This window comes from Enterobacter cloacae complex sp. HYC033_NIDB, from assembly GCF_056673335.1.
In genome coordinates this window covers 3,548,537-3,569,047 of sequence record NZ_CP115123.1, presented here as the reverse complement: position 1 = coordinate 3,569,047, position 20,511 = coordinate 3,548,537, and the positions used below count along the sequence as shown (strand labels likewise).

20 protein-coding genes and 1 riboswitch are annotated in these 20,511 nt (G+C 56.4%); of the genes, 8 read left to right on the top strand and 12 right to left on the bottom strand.

The window, feature by feature from the left end:
- The first annotated feature begins 34 nt into the window (after window positions 1-34).
- Complete coding sequence (gene rlmA, locus O1721_RS17075) at window positions 35-850, top strand: 23S rRNA (guanine(745)-N(1))-methyltransferase (RefSeq protein ID WP_015570301.1); 816 nt, start codon at window positions 35-37, stop codon at window positions 848-850.
- Here rlmA and mntP read toward each other — a convergent pair.
- From mntP to manX, 5 genes are all read right to left on the bottom strand, one after another.
- Window positions 847-1,413, bottom strand: coding sequence for a manganese efflux pump MntP (gene mntP, locus O1721_RS17070; RefSeq protein ID WP_023296797.1), 567 nt, complete (start codon window positions 1,411-1,413; stop codon window positions 847-849). The two genes, rlmA and mntP, sit on opposite strands and share 4 nt — an antisense overlap.
- A gap of 1 nt (window position 1,414) precedes the next feature.
- A riboswitch (yybP-ykoY riboswitch) is annotated at window positions 1,415-1,615 on the bottom strand.
- Window positions 1,616-1,813: 198 nt separating this feature from the next.
- Window positions 1,814-2,272, bottom strand: a complete 459-nt coding sequence (locus tag O1721_RS17065) for a DUF986 family protein (RefSeq protein WP_015570303.1) — start codon at window positions 2,270-2,272, stop codon at window positions 1,814-1,816.
- Window positions 2,273-2,326: 54 nt separating this feature from the next.
- Window positions 2,327-3,178, bottom strand: a complete 852-nt coding sequence (locus tag O1721_RS17060; RefSeq protein ID WP_006810994.1) for a PTS mannose transporter subunit IID — start codon at window positions 3,176-3,178, stop codon at window positions 2,327-2,329.
- 12 nt (window positions 3,179-3,190) lie between these two features.
- Window positions 3,191-3,991, bottom strand: coding sequence for a PTS mannose transporter subunit IIC (gene manY, locus O1721_RS17055; protein ID WP_003859914.1), 801 nt, complete (start codon window positions 3,989-3,991; stop codon window positions 3,191-3,193).
- A gap of 47 nt (window positions 3,992-4,038) precedes the next feature.
- Entirely contained in the window at window positions 4,039-5,001 is a 963-nt protein-coding gene (gene manX, locus O1721_RS17050) for a PTS mannose transporter subunit IIAB (RefSeq protein WP_032648586.1), read from the bottom strand.
- A gap of 462 nt (window positions 5,002-5,463) precedes the next feature.
- On the opposite strand from manX, the gene yoaE reads away from it, so the two are divergent.
- Window positions 5,464-7,023 carry a CNNM family cation transport protein YoaE gene (yoaE, locus tag O1721_RS17045; RefSeq protein WP_006810992.1) on the top strand — a complete coding sequence of 520 codons (1,560 nt, stop codon included), beginning with the start codon at window positions 5,464-5,466 and terminating at the stop codon, window positions 7,021-7,023.
- Window positions 7,024-7,029: 6 nt separating this feature from the next.
- Here yoaE and O1721_RS17040 read toward each other — a convergent pair whose 3' ends face one another.
- The 4 genes from O1721_RS17040 to pabB all read right to left on the bottom strand — a co-directional run bounded on the left by O1721_RS17040 (window position 7,030) and on the right by pabB (window position 12,216).
- Window positions 7,030-8,628 (bottom strand): EAL domain-containing protein, encoded by a 1,599-nt coding sequence (locus tag O1721_RS17040; protein ID WP_015570305.1) that lies wholly within the window; start codon window positions 8,626-8,628, stop codon window positions 7,030-7,032.
- A gap of 129 nt (window positions 8,629-8,757) precedes the next feature.
- Entirely contained in the window at window positions 8,758-10,122 is a 1,365-nt protein-coding gene (gene sdaA / locus O1721_RS17035) for an L-serine ammonia-lyase (RefSeq protein ID WP_003859920.1), read from the bottom strand.
- A gap of 184 nt (window positions 10,123-10,306) precedes the next feature.
- Window positions 10,307-10,885, bottom strand: coding sequence for a CoA pyrophosphatase (locus O1721_RS17030; protein ID WP_017384324.1), 579 nt, complete (start codon window positions 10,883-10,885; stop codon window positions 10,307-10,309).
- On the bottom strand, window positions 10,882-12,216 hold the full coding sequence (pabB, locus tag O1721_RS17025; protein WP_032648585.1) for an aminodeoxychorismate synthase component 1: 1,335 nt from the start codon (window positions 12,214-12,216) through the stop codon (window positions 10,882-10,884). The genes O1721_RS17030 and pabB overlap by 4 nt, the downstream gene beginning before the upstream one ends.
- Before the next feature lie 61 nt (window positions 12,217-12,277).
- Between pabB and O1721_RS17020 the strand changes: the two genes are divergently transcribed.
- Window positions 12,278-12,460, top strand: a complete 183-nt coding sequence (locus tag O1721_RS17020; protein ID WP_003859925.1) for a YoaH family protein — start codon at window positions 12,278-12,280, stop codon at window positions 12,458-12,460.
- 5 nt (window positions 12,461-12,465) lie between these two features.
- Here O1721_RS17020 and O1721_RS17015 read toward each other — a convergent pair whose 3' ends face one another.
- Window positions 12,466-12,810, bottom strand: coding sequence for a RidA family protein (locus tag O1721_RS17015; RefSeq protein WP_003859927.1), 345 nt, complete (start codon window positions 12,808-12,810; stop codon window positions 12,466-12,468).
- A gap of 133 nt (window positions 12,811-12,943) precedes the next feature.
- Here O1721_RS17015 and yoaA point away from each other — a divergent pair, with 133 nt between their 5' ends.
- The 5 genes from yoaA to rnd all read left to right on the top strand — a co-directional run bounded on the left by yoaA (window position 12,944) and on the right by rnd (window position 19,323).
- A complete protein-coding gene (gene yoaA / locus O1721_RS17010) occupies window positions 12,944-14,854 on the top strand; it encodes a DNA repair helicase YoaA (protein WP_032648583.1) in 1,911 nt (636 codons plus the stop codon).
- A 66-nt stretch (window positions 14,855-14,920) separates the two neighbouring features.
- Complete coding sequence (gene tsaB, locus O1721_RS17005) at window positions 14,921-15,616, top strand: tRNA (adenosine(37)-N6)-threonylcarbamoyltransferase complex dimerization subunit type 1 TsaB (protein ID WP_015570308.1); 696 nt, start codon at window positions 14,921-14,923, stop codon at window positions 15,614-15,616.
- Window positions 15,617-15,653: 37 nt separating this feature from the next.
- Complete coding sequence (locus O1721_RS17000; RefSeq protein ID WP_023303883.1) at window positions 15,654-16,235, top strand: Slp family lipoprotein; 582 nt, start codon at window positions 15,654-15,656, stop codon at window positions 16,233-16,235.
- 203 nt (window positions 16,236-16,438) lie between these two features.
- Window positions 16,439-18,124, top strand: a complete 1,686-nt coding sequence (fadD, locus tag O1721_RS16995; RefSeq protein WP_017693264.1) for a long-chain-fatty-acid--CoA ligase FadD — start codon at window positions 16,439-16,441, stop codon at window positions 18,122-18,124.
- A gap of 83 nt (window positions 18,125-18,207) precedes the next feature.
- Window positions 18,208-19,323 (top strand): ribonuclease D, encoded by a 1,116-nt coding sequence (gene rnd / locus O1721_RS16990; protein WP_160863030.1) that lies wholly within the window; start codon window positions 18,208-18,210, stop codon window positions 19,321-19,323.
- 86 nt (window positions 19,324-19,409) lie between these two features.
- Here rnd and minE read toward each other — a convergent pair whose 3' ends face one another.
- Both minE and minD read right to left on the bottom strand, forming a co-directional pair.
- Window positions 19,410-19,676, bottom strand: coding sequence for a cell division topological specificity factor MinE (gene minE, locus O1721_RS16985; RefSeq protein WP_003859937.1), 267 nt, complete (start codon window positions 19,674-19,676; stop codon window positions 19,410-19,412).
- A 3-nt stretch (window positions 19,677-19,679) separates the two neighbouring features.
- The gene (minD, locus tag O1721_RS16980; RefSeq protein ID WP_003859938.1) at window positions 19,680-20,492 is read right to left on the bottom strand and encodes a septum site-determining protein MinD; all 813 of its coding nucleotides are present in this window, start codon (window positions 20,490-20,492) and stop codon (window positions 19,680-19,682) included.
- Between the last annotated feature and the right edge of the window lie 19 nt (window positions 20,493-20,511).

The following is a 20,511-nucleotide window of genomic DNA, read 5'->3' as shown; positions in this document are numbered from 1 at the left end:
ACACTTCGCCTTTTGGTTTACGCTTGGAGCTGTCATGTCTTTCAGTTGTCCCCTTTGCCACGCGCCGCTGACGCGAGCGGAGAAAACGTTTATCTGTCCACAGGGACATCAGTTTGACCGGGCGAAAGAGGGCTATGTAAATCTTCTGCCGGTACAACACAAGCGCTCCCGGGACCCGGGTGACAGCGCGGAGATGATGCAGGCGCGCCGGGCGTTTCTCGATGCCGGGCACTATCAACCGCTCAGGGATGCCGTTGTCGCCTTACTCCGTCAATATCTGACAGAAGGCGCATCCGCCATGCTGGATATCGGCTGCGGCGAAGGTTACTACACCGCCACGTTTGCTGACGTGGCGGCTGAGAAGGGTGCCGAAACTTTCGGGCTGGACGTGTCGAAAGTGGCTATCCGTGCGGCAGCCAAACGCTATTCAGCGGTAACGTTCTGCGTGGCCTCCAGCCACCGCCTGCCGTTTGAGGAAGCGAGTATGGACGCCGTGGTGCGTATCTATGCGCCGTGCAAGGCAGAGGAGCTGGCGCGCGTCGTTAAGCCCGGCGGCTGGGTTATTACCGTCACGCCAGGGCCGCGTCATCTGCTGGAGCTAAAAGGGCTGATCTATGATGAAGTTCACCTGCATGCGCCGCACTCTGAACAGCTGGCGGGCTTTGCGTTAAAGCAGGCGCAGTCGGTAGCGTATGAAATGACGTTGCAGGGAAGTGAAGCGGTGGCGTTACTGCAAATGACGCCGTTTGCATGGCGGGCAAAACCAGAGGTGTGGGAAACGCTGGCAGCGCAGACAGAATTTCGCTGCCAGACGGATTTCAGCATTCATTGCTGGCAGCGCGAAGGTTAACCCGCGAAGTGTGCCCAAAGGATTTGGGCACCAATCCCGATCAACACGATACCGCCCAGAATTTCGGCTCGTTTGCCTAACAGCGGGCCAATGAACCGACCCACCATCATCCCCAGCGTTGACATGATCAGCGTGGCGCAGCCAATCGCCAGCGCGGTGGCGATAATATTGACCTGCAAAAACGCCAGACCGACACCCACGGCCATTGCATCCAGGCTGGTTGCGATGGCGGTTGTCACCAGAAGCCAGAAGCCGTGGCGTTGCAGCGGCGCATCATCTTCATCGCCGTTACCACGAAAGCCTTCAATCACCATGCGTCCGCCGAGGAACACCAGCAGCACGAAAGCAATCCAGTGATTCCACTCCAGCACGAACTGGCTGGCGAGCATCCCCAGACCCCAGCCGATAAGCGGCGTCAGCGTTTCGATAGCACCAAAGATGAGACCGGTACGCAGGGCGTCGGAAAATTTAGGTTTATGGAGGGTGGCACCTTTACCAATAGAGGCGGCAAATGCGTCCATGGACATGCCAAAAGCCAGAAGGATCGTAGCGGAGATATTCATAAGAGCGTCCAGACCGGGGATATCCATATGACACATCACTGCCCCCAGTAAACAGCAGTTGATGTATCTATGGTCTCGCCTGATCGCTTTTGGCACAGTCAGTGTGCTGAAAACGATCCGTACGCGCCACGTTTTTCAACGAGTATGTTGACACGTACATTTCCCGCAGGCAGGAAATCGGCTACTCCCCAACGACGGGCGCAACCTTAACATATTTTGAGAATATAAAACAACAACGAAGATGGCTTTATATAGCCACTATATTGATAACGATTTTCATTTAGATTTATGCGTGAAAATATCGTTAACAAATATAAGGCAATTAACAGAGGAGATATAGCACCGGCTATATTGCTGGTTTAAGAATAATGCAATATATAGCCGATGCTATAATATTAACTCATTGAGTTTTAACGAGTAATTTGTAGATCTTTTCCAGGTCATCAATATTTTTGACCCGGATGAGCAGGCGGCGTTGTTCTAATTGCATCACCAGAACCCCGTCTTCGGATAAATTCATCTCTTTAATACGGTTATATTCTATCCAGACATTAGCGAAGAAGAATCCGTGTTTTTTAAAAATGAGTTTTGGCGAGCGGATCCAGAACAGGTAAATCGCCATTAATGCCAGCGCACATAATAACCATGTGGTTAATATTGCGCCGTGGCTGGTCACATTATTGTAAATCAGGATGACTACCAGACCGGCGAAGATAAACGCATCAATGCGTCCACGGCGTAAGAGGGGAAGGGTCAGCAGCGTCTCGCCGTGGCGGCGAGGCATAATGAACTCGTCATAGATCGCGTAAGCCAGAAGGGCAACAATAAATAAAACCAGTACGGTGTCCGTGACAGTCATTCATCCTCCAGATAAAAAGACCGGGGGCAAGCCCCCGGTCGGTAACGCATTTTATTACAGACCCAGCAGGCCGACGGCGTAGCCCGCGATACCGATGACGAAGAAGCCAACGATGATCCACAGCGGGTTCACTTTCTTACGCAGCAGCCACATACAGGCGAAGGTTAGCAGCAGCGGTACCAGGCCCGGCATCAGCTGGTCCAGAATCGTCTGCACGGTGGTAACGCGCGTCTGACCATCCTGACCAGTGATCGTCGATACCACCAGCGGGATGTTCACGTGCGTCCACTTGTTAACCAGCGCCCCCATTACAAACAGGCCGAGGATTGACGCCCCCTCAGTCAGTTTTTGCAGGAAGCCGCCGCCCATATCCTTAACGATATCCACCCCTTTACGATAGCCGTACGCCACGCCGTAGTAACGGGTCAGCAGACGCACCGCGTTGAACAGGATGAAGAACAGCAGAGGACCGAGCAGGCTGCCGCTCATGGCGATCCCGGCGCCCAGCGCCGCAAAGACCGGACGCACGGTACCCCAGAAGATCGGGTCGCCCACGCCTGCCAGCGGCCCCATCAGACCAACTTTGATACCGTTGATGGCACCATCGTCGATTTCAGCCCCGTTCGCACGCTGCTCTTCCATTGCCAGCGTCACGCCCAGAACCGGCGCCGCAACATAAGGATGGGTGTTGAAGAATTCCAGGTGACGCTTAATTGCCTGACGGCGTGCTTCGTTGTTTTCCGGATACAGGCGTTTGATGGCCGGCACCATGGAGAAGCAGAAGCCGAGCGCCTGCATACGTTCGAAGTTCCATGAACCCTGAAACAGGTTAGAACGGATGAACACGCCACGAATATCACCCGGAGTGAGTTTTTTCTCAGTGGTAGTTTTTGTCATATCAACCATTTCGCTCACCTGTTAGTCCAGTTCGTTATCGAGATCGTTGTTACCAGCAGCCTGCGCAGGGGCACCCGCGACACGGTTGTATTTCGGGCTGAGCTGGATATAAAGAATCGCCATCACCGCACCAATCACACCCAGCGCAACCAGGTTGAAGTTGGTGAACGCAGCGGTAACGAAGCCGAGGTAGAAGAATGGCATCAGGTAGCCCGCGCGCATCATGTTGATGACCATCGCATAACCGACCACCACGATCATACCCCCGGCGATATTCAGACCGCTGGTAACCACTTCAGGGATCGCATTCAGCATGCCCTGAACTTCGCTGGTACCGACAGAAATCGCCACGATAACCGCAGGGATTGCGATACGCATCGCTTGCAGGAACAGGGAAGAAACGTGGATCCAGGAGAGCGCGGTGAGGTTGCCGTTTTCGGCCGCCTTATCCGCCGCGTGCTGGAAGGCAACGGTAATAGTACGGACGATAATGGTCAGCACCTGACCCGCTGCGGCCAGCGGGATGGCCAGCGCGATACCGGCACCAATACTCTGATGACCAGCGATAACCAGAACGGTTGAAATAATGGACGCCAGCGCGGCATCTGGCGCAACTGCCGCACCGATGTTCATCCAGCCGAGGGCGATCATTTCCAGGGTACCACCGATGATGATACCGGTTTTCATGTCACCGAGAACGGCGCCAATCAACGTACAGGCCACCAGAGGGCGGTGGAACTGAAATTCATCAAGTACAGACTCCATACCCGCAATACATGCGACGATGAACACCAGCACAATCTGAAGAGTAGTAATCTCCATTGCACTTCTCCTATTACATAAGCTCTATATGAAAAACCGGCCCGGGCTTATTTCCCCACTTTGCCGATCAAATCCATCATTTTCAGTTTCTGGTCCGTGGAAACCTTACGGGCTTCCAGTTCAATACCGCGTGCATTCAGTTTGTTGAAGGCCTCGATATCTTTCGCATCCACTGAAATCGCGTTGTTGACCTGCGTTTTGCCCTGACGGAATGCCATACCGCCAATGTTAACGGAGGTGATTTTCACGCCGCCTTCAACAATGCGTTCGACGTCTGTCGGGTTGGTGAAGAGAAGCATCACGCGCTCACCCGCATATTTCGGGTTGTTGTAAACGCGGATCATTTTGGCGACATCCACGACGTGCGCGGTGACGCCCGGCGGTGCAACCTGGGTAAGAAGGGTTTTACGGACAGTGTCGGCGGCCACTTCGTCACTGACCACGATGATGCGTTGTACGTTGGTCTCTTTGGTCCAGCGTGTTGCCACCTGGCCGTGGATCAGACGGTCATCAATACGCGCAAGGCCGATAACCATGTAATCGTTCGGACCCATTGGCTTCGCCGGTGCTGCCGCCCTTGGTGCAGCAGGGGCAGGGGCCGGTTTTTCAACCGGCTGCGCTTTCAGCGCCTTCACGCCTTCGCGACCGGTTTCCACCGCCAGTGCCACCAGTTCATCAAAACTTGGGTTGTCGTCACGCGCCATGAAGGTTTCCACCAACATCGGGATATTCACCCCGGCGACGACTTCATAATGCTCTTTATCGACGACAATGCGGCTGGCAGCGTTGAACGGGCTGCCGCCCCATGTATCCACGAGAAACAGCACGCCTTTGCTGGTATCCAGCTTCTCAAGCTGAGCAGTGTATTTTTCAATCAGCGTCTCGGCATTTTCACCGGGAACGAAATCGATCCAGCCGACGTTTTCCTGCTCGCCCAACAGCATTTCTGCCGTTTTGAGTAACTGCTCCGCAGCCCAACCATGTGTGCCTATGACAATAGCAATGGTCACTTGCTACCTCCTTTTATTATCATGTATACGTCTGCCAGGCAGGCGTACTGAGAATCGTATTGGCGAACCGAATCGATTCAGATAAGGGTTAGAGTTCAAAAAACTAAGACTTCCGCGAATTATTTTAGATAGTGAAAAAATAATTTATGTGATGAAGATCCGTAATTTAGCTACGCCTTACAGATTTTTCTTTAAGTTAATCCGCGTGTGTTACAGAAGTTTGCAAAGGAACGTAAATCTTTGCTAAAAACCAATTGTCTCTGATATGTTTAGCGTCCGTTTAATTATTCAGGAGTATAGGGCTACAGCCCACTATATGGACCGTCACCGACGTCAGTCATCTTCCAGGCCATTCCGCGCCTTATTCATCGGCGATCTTCGCCACGCATCGACTCTCATTCCCTTTGAAATGCCCGACATTAGCGGGGCACCGTTTTGTCATTCCTTTAGCAGGAGCGTGTCATGGAATTCTTAATGGACCCGTCAATCTGGGTAGGCTTGCTTACGCTGGTCGTGCTGGAGATCGTTCTCGGTATTGATAACCTGGTGTTTATCGCCATCCTCGCGGATAAGCTGCCGCCGAAACAGCGTGATAAAGCCCGTCTGATCGGCCTCTCGCTGGCGCTGATCATGCGTCTGGGCTTGCTGTCTGTGATCTCGTGGATGGTTACCCTGACGAAGCCGCTGTTCACCGTCATGGATTTCACCTTCTCCGGCCGCGATTTAATCATGCTGGTGGGGGGACTGTTCCTGCTGTTCAAAGCCACAACAGAGCTGCATGAACGGCTGGAGAACCGGCAGCACGATGATGGCCACGGTAAGGGTTACGCCAGCTTCTGGGTGGTTGTTCTCCAGATTGTGGTGCTTGATGCGGTCTTCTCACTGGATGCGGTGATTACGGCGGTCGGCATGGTGAACCATCTGCCGGTGATGATGGCGGCGGTGGTGATTGCGATGGCGGTAATGCTGCTGGCGTCAAAACCGCTGACGCGTTTCGTCAACCAGCATCCGACGGTCGTTGTGCTGTGTCTGAGCTTCCTGCTGATGATTGGTCTGAGCCTGGTGGCAGAAGGGTTTGGCTTCCATATTCCGAAAGGCTACCTGTACGCCGCGATTGGCTTCTCGATTCTGATCGAGCTGTTTAACCAGATTGCGCGCCGTAACTTTATTAAGCAGCAGTCGAATCAGCCGCTGCGAGCCCGTACCGCAGATGCGATTCTGCGGCTGATGGGCGGACGTCGTCAGGTCAACGTGCAGGCTGATAACGAGAACCGTAACCCGGTTCCGGTGCCGGAAGGCGCGTTTGTGGAAGAAGAACGCTACATGATCAACGGCGTGCTTTCGCTGGCTTCCCGCTCCCTGCGCGGCATTATGACGCCGCGCGGTGAGATCAGCTGGGTGGACGCCAACCTGAGCGTCGACGAAATTCGTCAGCAGCTGCTCTCCTCGCCACACAGCCTGTTCCCGGTCTGCCGGGGTGAGCTGGATGAGATTATCGGTGTGGTACGCGCGAAAGAGATGCTGGTGGCGCTGGAAGAGGGCGTTAACGTCGAGGCCGTAGCGGCCGCGTCGCCCGCCATCGTGGTACCGGAGACGCTGGATCCGATCAACCTGCTGGGCGTATTACGTCGTGCCCGCGGGAGCTTTGTTATCGTCACCAATGAATTTGGTGTGGTACAGGGCCTGGTGACGCCGCTGGACGTGCTGGAAGCCATTGCCGGTGAATTCCCTGATGCGGATGAAACCCCGGAAATCGTTGCCGACGGTGACGGCTGGCTGGTGAAAGGCACCACCGACCTGCACGCGCTCTCGCACACGCTGGGCGTCGAAAACGTGGTCAATGATGATGAAGACATTGCCACCGTCGCGGGGCTGGTGATTGCCGTTAACGGGCAGATCCCGCGTATTGGTGATGTGCTGGAGCTGCCGCCGCTGCAAATTACCATCGTCGAAGCCAACGACTATCGCGTTGATATGGTGCGTATTGTTAAAGAGCACTCTGCACACGACGAAGAAGAGTAACGCTATCTAGCGTAACGGCAGTAAGGGCACGATGTGTCCGTTGTGGCGGGCTGGCGGAGAGTGACTTTCCGCCAGCCATTTCGGAAACTCGCGCAGCGGCATTGGCCGCGCATACAAGTACCCCTGCAAAATATGTACGCTGTGACGGCGCAGGTAGCGTGACTGCTCCTCGGTTTCCACCCCTTCCGCAACCAGTTCAATATTCAGCCGCTGACCCAGCGCAATAATAATATCCGTTACCGTTGAGTTCACGGCGTCGGTGCCGATCGCGGTGGTGAAGGATTTATCAATTTTCAGCACATCCGGATGCAGTTTTTCTAGCCATGAAAGTGAGCTGTTGCCGGTACCAAAGTCATCAATCGCAAGTTTCACCCCTTTGCGGTGCAGCTCCCGCACGATGCGGTAATCCACATCCAGCAACGCATCGCGTTCGGTTAACTCCACGATCAACTGTTGAACAGGGCTGGCGTTAAACCAGATGCGGTTGAGATCCTGGATCAGCGCAGCGCGGCGAAAATGGCTGGCGGCCACGTTAATGCCGATATGGAAATCGCGCGAGGCCGGGAAATAGCCTATCTGCCGCACCGTTTCGCTGATGACGTAGCGGGTAAGCGGAACAATCAGGTTATGTTCTTCGGCCAGAGGGATAAAGACATCGGGCGAAATCCATCCCTGACGCGGGTTGTTCCAGCGCAGGAGGATCTCGACGCCGACGCATTCCCGGGTGCGGGCATTCACCAGCGGCTGGCAGAAGAGCTCAAACTCCCTGGCCGCAATTCCCATATTGATTTCCCAGGTGAAACTGATGCGCCGCGCGGTGGCGAGCCAGGCGATATAGCCCATCAGTAAGCTGAGCATCAACGCCAGCGGCAGCTGGGTGGGCAGATTTTTCAACGCCATTTCGCCAGGCCCGGGGCCGCTCACCGTGACGCTGAAAGGGTAATGCTGTGACGATTGTTCCAGCAGGGAGGCGTTTTCATCGAAGGTCGGCGTAGTCGTCACCTGTTGCCCATCGCGGAGGAAGTTATCTCCTACTCTCAGGACAACGTCGGTGATCTGCGGCCGCTGCGGCTCGAGAATCATTTTAGTGATGAGATCGATATTCACCACCTCCATCACCCCGTCGTTGCCGTCGCTCGCGAGGGGAGACCACTGAATCAGTACCGGGCTGCCTTTTACCAGCCACCGATCGGTCAGCAGCAACAGCCTGGATTCACTGACCGGCAGCTCCGGCACAAACTCACTGACGGGCACATTACGGCTGCCAAAGACGCTTGAGCAATACAGTATTCCGTCTTGAATGAGGGCGATGGAGCGTACGGTCTGGAGGATCGCCGCCTGTTTTCGCAGGATCAGATTTGCTTCGGAACAGGGTATGCCAACCAGTGAAAGTAGCGTTTCCCGCTGGGCCTCTAACGAAAGAAGCACCTTATCAAGCGCACGCACGGTGTGGTGGGTAAAGTCGTGGATCCGATCCTGATTTATGTTGCGCTGTGAAATAAAGCGAATACCCAGCGTCAGGACGAGCGTAACGAGCGCAACCGTGACACAGACGATAACGCGTTTTCGGCGATAGTCTTTAATGATCGTTTGTGCAGTTTGCATGAACGGTCGCCTGTTAAGCACCGGCCGGAAAAGCCAGACGCAACAGTGACAGTGTAGTGGGGAATACGTGAAGCGACGAGACGAGAGGGGAAAATTCGCCCATCCGTTGCAGATGGGCGAAAGGAAGGCTTAGTCGCACTGCACCTTAATGGCCAGACCGCCGCGCGAGGTCTCACGGTACTTCGCGTTCATGTCCTTGCCGGTTTCGTACATAGTTTCAATAACCTTATCCAGCGACACGCGTGGCTCGCTGGTACGGCGCATCGCCATACGTGAGGCGTTGATCGCTTTGACGGAGGCGATGGCGTTACGCTCAATGCACGGCACCTGCACCTGGCCGGCAACCGGGTCACAGGTCAGACCGAGGTTGTGCTCCATGCCGATTTCCGCCGCTACGCACACCTGTTCAGGGCTGGCGCCCAGCAGCTCCGCCAGACCCGCTGCTGCCATAGAGCAGGCCACGCCCACTTCACCCTGACAGCCCACTTCAGCACCGGAGATGGACGCATTCATCTTGTACAGCGCGCCGATAGCACCTGCCGCGAGGAAATAACGGATATAGATGTCCGGCGTCACGGGCTCAATAAAGTGATCGTAATAGGCCAGCACCGCCGGAACGATACCGCACGCGCCGTTTGTCGGCGCCGTCACGACGCGACCACCCGCTGCGTTCTCTTCGTTAACCGCGAGGGCAAACATGTTCACCCAGTCGACCACGTTCATTGGGTCATTGGAGAACTTGTCGGTAGTGACCAGCATGCGGCGCAGAGCAGATGCACGACGCGGTACGCGCAGTGGCCCAGGCAGAACACCCTCGGTGTTCATCCCGCGGTCAATACAGGCGCGCATGGTTTGCCACACGTTAGCAAAATAGTCTTCAATCTCTTTCTTGCTGTGCAGCGCCAGTTCGTTCTGCATCACCATGCCTGACAGGGACAGACCGGTCTCTTTGCAGTAGCCCAGCATCTCGGTGGCCGATTTAAACGGATAGGGCACATTGACGTCGCCCGCGCTCTCTTTACCAAAGTGTTCTTCGTCAACGATAAAGCCGCCGCCGATGGAGTAGTAAGTTTTGCTGTAGATCTCTTTTTCGCCACTCCAGGCGTGGATGGTCATGCCGTTTTCATGCAGCGGCAGGTTGTCGCTACGAAAACGCATCCCGTCATCCTGCGGGAAGTCCACTTCGTGCTGGCCGTTAGCCAGCAGCAAACGACCGCGCGTTTCCACGTCGCGGATAAATGCCGGAATGGCATCAATATCAACTGTGTCCGGCATATTGCCCGCCAGACCCATAATAATGGCGATATCGGTGTGGTGGCCTTTACCCGTTAATGACAGTGAACCGTAAACGTCTACGGCGACACGGGTAACGCTTTCCAGTAATCCTTTTTCGACCAGATCATCGACGAACTGTTTACCGGCCTTCATCGGCCCTACAGTGTGGGAAGAAGATGGACCAATCCCCACTTTGAACATGTCGAATATACTAATCACTTTCACACTCCTGACAGGGTTACTGGGGTTCCAGTAACGATGTTATAACTGCGCATAGTGTAAGAGGGAACACCAACCTCGGCTTAACTATTCACATGAATTAAACTAATGGTTAACGATGGTTTTGCTAATAGCGCGACGCCGATCGCAAACCTGCCAGAAAAGGGTGGAATGTAAAGTATAGTCAAGGCTTCAGGCCGATTTGCAGGGCCAGCTCACGAATGATGCCTGCCGTCATGCCCCAGACAAAATAATGCTGATACCACGACAGCCAGACCCGATGATCGTGTCCGCGGCGGTGAATATCCAGCGGGTGATAGCGACCCAGACGAAGGGCCTCTTCCAGCGGCATTTCGAATACCGCTGAAACTTCATCGACGCTGGCGTGATACTGAAGATCGGGCGGAATAATGCCAACGACCGGCGTGACCTGAAAACCGGTTACGCTGTCCACTGGCGGCAGCACGCCGATCACCTCGACCGCCTCCGGGGGGATCGCCACTTCCTCATGCGCTTCGCGCAGTGCGGCGGCAATCAGGGATGCATCGGTGCTGTCCACCGCGCCGCCCGGGAACGCAACCTGACCGGCGTGTTTTCGCATATGCGGTGAGCGCTGGGTAAGCAACAGACCCGGCTGCTCACGACGCACGACCGGGATCAGCACCGCCGCCTGACGTTGATTCAGCGTGGCGCGGTTAACCTGGGGCCGCAGAAGCTGAAAGCGCGACAGAAAATCATCCAGCGTCAGGTTGTCTTTCTTCACCGTGAGTTCTCCAGTTGTTTCAGGATACGATTCACTTTATCAAAGGTTTCCTGATATTCCGCCTCCGCCTGGCTGTCGGCCACAATGCCACCGCCTGCGGAACAGTACAGGTTACCGTCGCAGGCCGTCAGGGTGCGAATAGTGATGCTGGTATCCATGGTGCCGCACAGACTCACATAGCCGATGCTGCCGCACCAGGCGTTGCGGCGATGCGGTTCCAGTTCGTCGATGATCTCCATCGCCCGGACCTTCGGCGCGCCGGTAATGGAGCCGCCCGGAAACGCGGCGCGGAGCAGATCGCAGGCGGTTCGCGAGGCCGACAGACGTGCGGTGATGGTGCTGACCAGATGATGCACCGCCGGGAATGGCTCCACGACGAACAGCTCCGGCACGCGCACGCTGCCCGGCTCGGCGACGCGGCCAATATCATTGCGCATCAGATCGACAATCATCAGGTTTTCAGCGCGATCTTTCGGCGAGGCCGCCAGCGTCTCCGCCTGCTGACGGTCGGCGTCGGCATCGGCAAGGCGCGGCAGGGTGCCCTTTATCGGGCGGGTCTGAATCATACCGTCAGCCAGGTGAATAAAACGCTCAGGTGAAAGGCTGAGGATGGCGCCGTGTTCAAGGCGTAAAAATGCGCTGAACGGGGCCTTATTGCTGGCATTGAGGCGGGTAAACGCCTGCCATTCGTCTCCCTCGTATGCCGCCTGGAAACGCTGGGCGAGGTTGACCTGATAACAGTCGCCGCTGTGAAGATACGCCTGCACGCGGGAGAATTTTTCCGCGTATTCCTCCGCGCTCATGTTCGAGCGCCAGCCGGAGGTTAGCATAAAGCGTTCCGGGGCGGCGGGCCGTTGCGCCTCAAGCCAGGCCAGACGCGCCTGCACGTCCCGGTGGCTTAGCAGAGAAACCGTCTGCTTACGGTGATCCACGATCAGCGCCCAGTCATACAGCCCCACCGCCATATCCGGCAGGGAAATATCCGCCTGCGCATGCTCGGGCAGCTTTTCGAAACGGCGACCCAGATCGTAACCAAACAGGCCCAGCGCGCCCCCCTGGAAAGGCAGATCCGGATCCGGTGTGGCAGAAAAGCCCAGAGCATGGATCTCGTTCTGGAGCCGCATCAGCGGATCGTCCGTTGGCGACAGCGCATCGGTCGTCAGCGTTTTAACCGGGTCGGCCACCAGAATGTCAAAGCGGCTGTAGGGGTGATCCGCATGCCCGGAGTGCAGGAGCATCGCAAAAGGAAGGTGGCTCAGACGGGCAAACCAGAACTCGGCGGCGTCTGCACGCCAGGGCAAGGTCATAACAGTGGGGAAGCGCATGTTCATGTATGGCATACTACCGGGCAGCGTGAAATAATTAGCGCGAATAATTTAGCAGGAGTTAACGATGTTTGCAGGTTTACCTTCTCTCAGCCATGACCAACAGCAGAAAGCCGTTGAACGTATTCAGGAGCTGATGTCCCAGGGGATGAGCAGCGGACAGGCAATTTCCCAGGTTGCGGAAGAACTGCGCGCCACCCATACCGGCGAGCGGATCGTGGCGCGCTTTGAGGATGAAGATGAAGAATAACCGGCTTACACTGCCGCGATAATCTTGATCTCAACCTTATATTCCGGTTTCATCAGCGTGGCCTGTACGGTGCAGCGTACAGGCGCGTGACCCGCCACCACCCACGCATCCCAGGCTTTATTCATCGCCGCGAAATCGTCTTTATTCGCCAGAAAAATCGTCGCATCCAGAATGCGGGATTTATCGCTGCCCTGTTTTTCCAGTACGGCGTCGATCTGCGCCAGGGTGTTGGCGGTCTGCTCGAAGGCGTCAGCGTCCAGATTGGCAGGGACGCCGGTGTAGTACAGCGTCTGGTTGTGGATCACCACATCAGACCAGCGGGCTTCGGCATCAATGCGCGTAATTGTCATAAACGTATCCTCGTTATCTTTCGTCGTCAGGCGGCAAGACTGCCATAATGTTCCGCCGTCGTCACTATTTGGGGTGGCACCGGAGAGAAGGGGCTGACATAATCCCTGTGCAAAAATACAGTGAGAGAACACCGTGGCAGACGATTTTTCCCCAGAAGGTCAGTTAGCACAGGCTATTCCCGGCTTTAAACCGCGCGAACCCCAACGTCAGATGGCGCATGCCGTCGCGCACGCCATCGACAAGGCGCAGCCGCTGGTCGTGGAGGCCGGCACCGGTACGGGGAAAACGTATGCTTACCTCGCTCCTGCGCTGCGGGCGAAAAAAAAGGTGATCATCTCTACGGGATCAAAAGCGCTCCAGGATCAGCTCTACAGCCGCGATTTACCCACGGTGGCGAAAGCGCTGAAATATAAAGGGCGTCTGGCCTTGCTGAAAGGGCGTTCTAACTACCTGTGTCTGGAGCGTCTTGAACAGCAGGCGCTGGCGGGCGGCGACCTGCCGGTACAAACCCTGAGCGATGTGATCGTCCTGCGCGCCTGGGCCAACCAGACGGAGGAGGGGGACATCAGCACCTGCGCGAGCGTGCCGGAAGACTCCCCGGCCTGGCCGCTGGTGACCAGCACCAATGACAACTGCCTCGGCAGCGACTGCCCGCTGTATAAGGACTGTTTTGTGGTGAAAGCGCGTAAAACCGCGATGGACGCCGACGTGGTGGTGGTGAACCATCACCTGTTTCTTGCGGATATGGTGGTCAAGGACAATGGTTTCGGCGAGCTGATCCCGGAGGCGGAGGTGATGATCTTCGATGAAGCCCATCAGCTACCGGACATCGCCAGCCAGTATTTTGGTCAGTCGCTCTCCAGCCGTCAGCTTCAGGATCTGGCGAAAGATATTACCATTGCCTATCGCACCGAACTCAAAGATACCCAGCAGTTGCAGAAGTGCGCGGACCGCCTGGCGCAATGCGCACAGGATTTCCGCTTACAGCTTGGCGAGCCGGGCTATCGCGGCAACCTGCGCGAACTGCTCGCAGACAAAAATATCCAGCGCGCGCTGCTGCTGCTCGATGATGCCCTTGAACTCTGTTACGACGTGGCGAAGCTGTCCCTCGGACGTTCAGCGCTGCTGGACGCCGCTTTCGAGCGCGCCACGCTCTACCGTGGGCGGCTGAAGCGGCTGAAAGAGATCAACCAGCCGGGCTATAGCTACTGGTACGAATGTACCTCGCGCCACTTCACCCTGGCGCTCACGCCGCTGACCGTTGCTGATAAATTCAAAGAGGTGATGGCGCAAAAGCCCGGCACCTGGGTCTTTACCTCGGCCACGCTGTCGGTCAATGACGATCTGCACCACTTTACCGAGCGCCTCGGCATTGAGCAGGCGGAATCCCTGCTTCTGCCGAGCCCGTTCGACTATGAGAAACAGGCGCTGCTGTGCGTGCCGCGCAATCTGCCGCTGCCTAACCAGCCGGGCGCGGCGCGCCATCTGGCGGCCATGCTGAAGCCGATGATTGAGGCCAACAACGGGCGCTGCTTTATGCTCTGCACCTCACACGCCATGATGCGCGATCTGGCCGAGCAGTTCCGCGCCACCATGACGCTACCGGTGCTGTTGCAGGGGGAAACCAGCAAAGGCCAGCTGCTCCAGCAGTTTGTCAGCGCCGGTAATGCCCTGCTGGTGGCGACCAGCAGCTTCTGGGAAGGGGTGGACGTGCGCGGCGATACGCTCTCGCTGGTGATTATCGATAAGCTGCCGTTCACATCGCCGGACGATCCGCTCCTGAAAGCGCGCATGGAGGATTGCCGTCTGCGCGGGGGCGATCCGTTCGACGACGTCCAGCTGCCGGACGCGGTCATCACGCTTAAACAGGGGGTAGGGCGACTGATCCGCGACGTCACCGACCGCGGGGTGCTGGTGATCTGCGACAACCGCCTGGTGATGCGTCCCTACGGCGCCACCTTCCTCGCCAGCCTGCCGCCCGCGCCGCGCACGCGGGATATTAAACGCGCGGTCCGCTTCCTGGCGAACCCGACGGCGGAGTAATTCTTCCCGGAGTGTGTTAAGATGCGCGCCATTTTGTGACTGACCATTGCGAGAGCGCGACGACTGATGCGAATTCTGGCTATTGATACCGCGACAGAGGCCTGTTCCGTTGCCCTGTGGAACGACGGTACGACTTTTGCTCATTTTGAAGAGTGCCCACGGGAACACACCCAACGTATTCTGCCCCTGGTAAAAACCATTTTAACCGAGGGCAACACCGCCCTGACTGACCTCGACGCGCTGGCCTACGGCCGTGGTCCGGGCAGCTTTACGGGCGTACGTATCGGGATTGGCATTGCGCAGGGGCTGGCGCTGGGCGCTGACCTGCCGATGATCGGCGTCTCAACGCTTGCGACCATGGCTCAGGGCGCCTGGCGCATGACCGGCGCCACCCGCGTGCTGGCTGCGATTGATGCCCGCATGGGGGAAGTCTACTGGGCGGAGTACACCCGTGACGAAAACGGCGTCTGGCACGGCGAAGAGACGGAAGCGGTGCTTAAACCTGAAGCCGTCACCGGGCGCCTGAAGCAGCTCTCCGGTGAGTGGGCGACGGTCGGAACCGGCTGGCCGGCATGGCCTGAGATGGCGAAGGACACCGGCCTTACGCTGGTGGACGGTAACATGCTCCTGCCTGCCGCCGAAGATATGCTGCCGATTGCCTGTCAGCTGCTTGCCGCAGGAAAAACCGTGGCGGTTGAACATGCTGAACCGGTTTATTTACGAAACACCGTCGCGTGGAAGAAACTTCCTGGCCGCGAGTGAATCTCAGTAACAGGAACTGAGAAAAAGGAGTCGCATCATGGCGGTTCAGACTAAAGTTGTACGCTTTCTTATGGCAGGCGCGGTTGCCATAGCACTGAGCGGGTGCGTCACCGTTCCTGATGCGATCAAGGGCACCAGCCCGACGCCACAGCAGGATCTGGTACGCGTGATGAATGCCCCGGAGCTGTATGTCGGGCAGGAAGCGCGGTTTGGCGGCAAGGTGGTTGAAGTGATAAACCAGCAGGGTAAAACCCGACTGGAGATTGCCACTGTCCCGCTGGACGACGGCGCGCGGCCTGTTCTGGGTGAAGCCTCGCGCGGGCGGATCTACGCTGACGTCAGCGGCTTCCTCGATCCGGTAGATTTCCGCGGGCAGCTGGTAACCGTCGTCGGGCCGATTACCGGTTCGGTGGCGGGGAAAATCGGCAATACGCCATACAAATTTATGACCATGCAGGTGAACGGCTACAAACGCTGGCGTATCGCCCAGCAGGTGGTGATGCCGCCACAGCCAATCGATCCGTGGATGTGGGGACCGCATCCGTATCGATACGGCTACGGTGGCTGGGGTTGGTACAATCCAGGCCCTGCACAGGTTCAAACAATCGTAACTGAGTAACTTACTGTTATTGTTAGGAAAGAGACAGCGGCTCAGCCGCTGTCTCTGTTTTTTTACGGATAAAACGAAAAAAAAGAGTGACGCGCTTCGCAACCTGCAATCTGAACAATTAATAAACTGGTACGCTGAGTTAATATAATGTTAATAAACTGTTTATTGTCGGGGCTGTGATGACGACGAACACTCATTTCAGAGGTGATGCATTGAAAAAGGTTTGGCTTAACCGTTATCCCGCGGATGTCCCTGCGGAGATCAATCCTGACCGTTATCAATCCCTGATTGAATTATTTGAACACTCGGTACGGCGTTACGCTGACCAGCCTGCATTTGTGAATATGGGCGAAGTGATGACCTTCCGTAAGCTGGAAGAGCGCAGCCGGGCGTTTGCAGCCTATTTACAGGAAGGGTTGGGCTTGCAGAAAGGGGATCGCGTCGCGCTGATGATGCCAAACCTGCTGCAATACCCGGTGGCGCTGTTCGGGATCCTCAGGGCAGGGATGATCGTGGTTAACGTTAACCCGCTCTATACCCCGCGCGAGCTGGAACATCAGTTGAATGACAGCGGCGCGGCGGCGATTGTGATTGTCTCCAACTTTGCCCACACGCTGGAAAAAGTCGTTGAAAGAACCCAGGTTAAACACGTCATCCTGACGCGCATGGGCGACCAGCTCTCTACCGCGAAAGGTACGCTGGTCAACTTTGTCGTTAAATACGTTAAGCGGCTGGTGCCGAAATACCACCTGCCGGATGCCATCTCTTTCCGCCGCGCCCTGCATGCGGGCTACCGGATGCAGTACGTGAAGCCGGAGATCGTGTCCGAGGATCTGGCATTTCTGCAATACACGGGCGGTACCACCGGCGTGGCGAAAGGGGCGATGCTGACCCATCGAAATATGCTGGCGAACCTTGAGCAGGTTAATGCCACCTACGGGCCGCTGCTGCACCCGGGCAAGGAGCTGGTGATCACCGCGCTTCCGCTGTATCACATTTTTGCGCTGACCATGAACTGCCTGCTGTTTATTGAGCTTGGCGGTCAAAACGTATTGATCACCAACCCGCGCGACATTCCGGGGCTGGTCAAAGAGCTGGCGAAATACCCGTTCACCGCCATGACTGGCGTGAACACCCTGTTTAACGCGCTGCTTAACAATAAAGAGTTCCAGCAGCTCGATTTCTCCACGCTGCACCTCTCTGCGGGTGGCGGGATGCCAGTTCAGCAGGCGGTTGCCGAGCGCTGGGTGAAACTCACCGGGCAATATCTGCTGGAAGGCTATGGCCTGACGGAGTGCGCCCCGCTGGTCAGCGTTAACCCGCATGATATCGACTATCACAGCGGCAGTATCGGTCTGCCGGTCCCGTCGACGGAAGCAAAACTGGTGGATGATGAGGATAACGAAGTGCCTCACGGTGAGCCAGGGGAGCTGTGCGTCAGAGGGCCGCAGGTGATGCTGGGCTACTGGCAACGTCCGGATGCCACGGATGAGATCATCAAAGACGGCTGGCTGCACACGGGCGACATCGCGGTGATGGATGACGAAGGCTTCCTGCGCATCGTCGATCGCAAGAAAGATATGATCCTGGTGTCAGGGTTCAACGTCTATCCGAACGAAATCGAAGACGTGGTGATGCAGCACAGCGGCGTGCTGGAAGTGGCGGCGGTGGGCGTTCCTTCCGGCAGCAGCGGTGAAGCGGTGAAGATATTTGTGGTCAAGAAAGATCCTTCTCTTACCGAGGATGCGCTGATAACGTTTTGTCGCCGTCAGCTGACGGGCTATAAAGTGCCGAAGCTGGTGGAATTCCGGGATGAGCTGCCGAAATCCAACGTCGGGAAGATATTACGACGAGAATTACGTGACGAAGCCCGTGCCAAAGTGGACAATAAGGCCTGAGCTTCACGTTAATCGCCCAGACGCCGGTTAAGCCGGCGTTTTTTATGGGCGCAAACAAAAGAGAGTCCGATTTGAATTACCAGATGATCACTACCAACGACGAGCTGGCTTCGCTGTGCGAGGTGACGCGTGAATTTCCCGCTATCGCCCTGGATACGGAATTTGTCCGCACCCGAACGTACTATCCGCAGCTGGGTCTGATTCAGATGTATGACGGCAAACACGTGTCGTTGATTGACCCCCTCGGCATTACCGACTGGGCGCCAATGCGCGAGCTGTTGCTGGATACCGCCGTGACCAAATATCTGCACGCGGGCAGTGAAGATCTGGAAGTCTTTCTCAACACCTTTGGCATCATGCCGCAGCCGCTGATTGATACCCAGATCCTCGCGGCGTTCAGCGGTCGTCCGCTCTCCTGGGGCTTCGCCGCGATGGTGGAAGAGTACACCGGTCTGACGCTGGATAAGAGCGAATCGCGTACCGACTGGCTCGCGCGTCCGCTGACGGCGCGTCAGCTTGAATACGCCGCGGCAGACGTCTTTTACCTGCTACCGATTGCCGGCCAGCTCATGAAAGAGGCTGAGGCGTCCGGTTGGCTGTCTGCCGCACTGGACGAGTGCCGCATGACGCAGCAGCGTCGTCAGGAAGTGGTTGATCCGAAAGAAGCCTGGCGTGACATCACCAACGCCTGGCAGCTGCGCACCCGTCAACTGGCCTGTCTGCAATTGCTGGCTGACTGGCGTCTGCGTAAAGCGCGTGAGCGCGATCTGGCGGTTAACTTCGTGGTGCGTGAAGAACACCTGTGGGCGGTGGCGCGCTATATGCCGGGTAGCCTTGGTGAACTGAACAGCATTGGCCTTTCCGGAAGTGAGATCCGTTTCCACGGTAAAACGCTGCTCGCGCTGGTAGAGAAAGCTCAGCAGCTGCCGGAGGACGCACTGCCAGAACCGCTGCTTAACCTGATGGATATGCCGGGCTACCGCAAGGCGTTCAAAGATATCAAAGCGCTCGTGCAGACGGTGGCGGGGGAAAGCAAACTGAGTGCCGAACTGCTGGCTTCACGTCGTCAGATTAACCAGCTGCTGAACTGGCACTGGAAGTTGAAACCGCAAAATGGTTTACCGGAACTGGTCGCCGGATGGCGGGGGGAACTGATGGCCGAACGCCTGAATACCCTGCTGGAAGGGTATCCGCGCTAAAGAATTGTAGCCCCGGTAAGCGCAGCGCCACCGGGGAAATTGCCGGGCGGCGCGATGCTTACCCGGCCTACAAAACCACAAACGGATTAACGCGACTCTTCCGCTTCCGGAAGCGTCACGTTCAGCTCCAGAATCGAAATATCCCCGTCTTTTTGCTCCAGCTGAACGGTGACCATTTCCGGGTCAATCTGCACGTATTTGCAGATCACTTCCAGAATGTCTTTGCGCAGCTGCGGCAGGTAGTGCGGTTCGGCGTCGCTACGACGACGTTCCGCCACAATGATTTGCAGACGTTCTTTTGCGATGTTGGCGGTGCTTTTTTTCCGCGAGAGAAAAAAGTCCAGTAATGCCATAACTTATCCTCCGAACAGGCGTTTGAGGAAACCTTTCTTCTCTTCTTCAATGAAGCGGAAAGGACGTTCTTCTCCCAGCAGACGGTCAACGGTATCCGCATACGCTTTACCTGCGTCTGCCTGTGTATCCAGGATCACGGGCTCGCCCTGGTTAGAGGCGCGCAACACGGACTGATCTTCCGGGATCACGCCAACCAGTTTGATGCGCAGGATCTCCAGCACGTCTTCCATGCTCAGCATGTCACCTTTGTTCACCCGGCCAGGGTTGTAGCGGGTCAGCAGCAGGTGCTCTTTGATTGGCTCCTGGCCATTTTCCGCGCGACGGGATTTCGAGGCCAGAATGCCGAGAATACGGTCGGAGTCACGTACTGACGAGACTTCCGGGTTGGTGGTGATGATGGCTTCATCCGCGAAGTAGAGCGCCATCAAAGCCCCGGTTTCGATACCGGCCGGGGAGTCGCAGACCACGAAGTCGAACTCCATCTTTTTCAGATCGTCGAGCACCTTTTCCACGCCTTCGCGGGTCAGGGCGTCTTTATCACGGGTCTGGGACGCCGGAAGAATGTAGAGGTTCTCGGTACGCTTATCTTTAATCAGCGCCTGGTTAAGGGTGGCATCGCCCTGAATGACGTTCACGAAGTCATACACCACGCGACGCTCGCAACCCATGATCAGGTCCAGGTTACGCAGACCGATATCGAAGTCGATTACGACGGTTTTCTTTCCCTTCTGGGCCAAACCAGTAGCGATGGCCGCGCTGGAGGTGGTCTTGCCAACGCCTCCTTTACCCGAAGTCACAACAATAATGCGTGCCATAGAAATTCCTTGTTAAAAG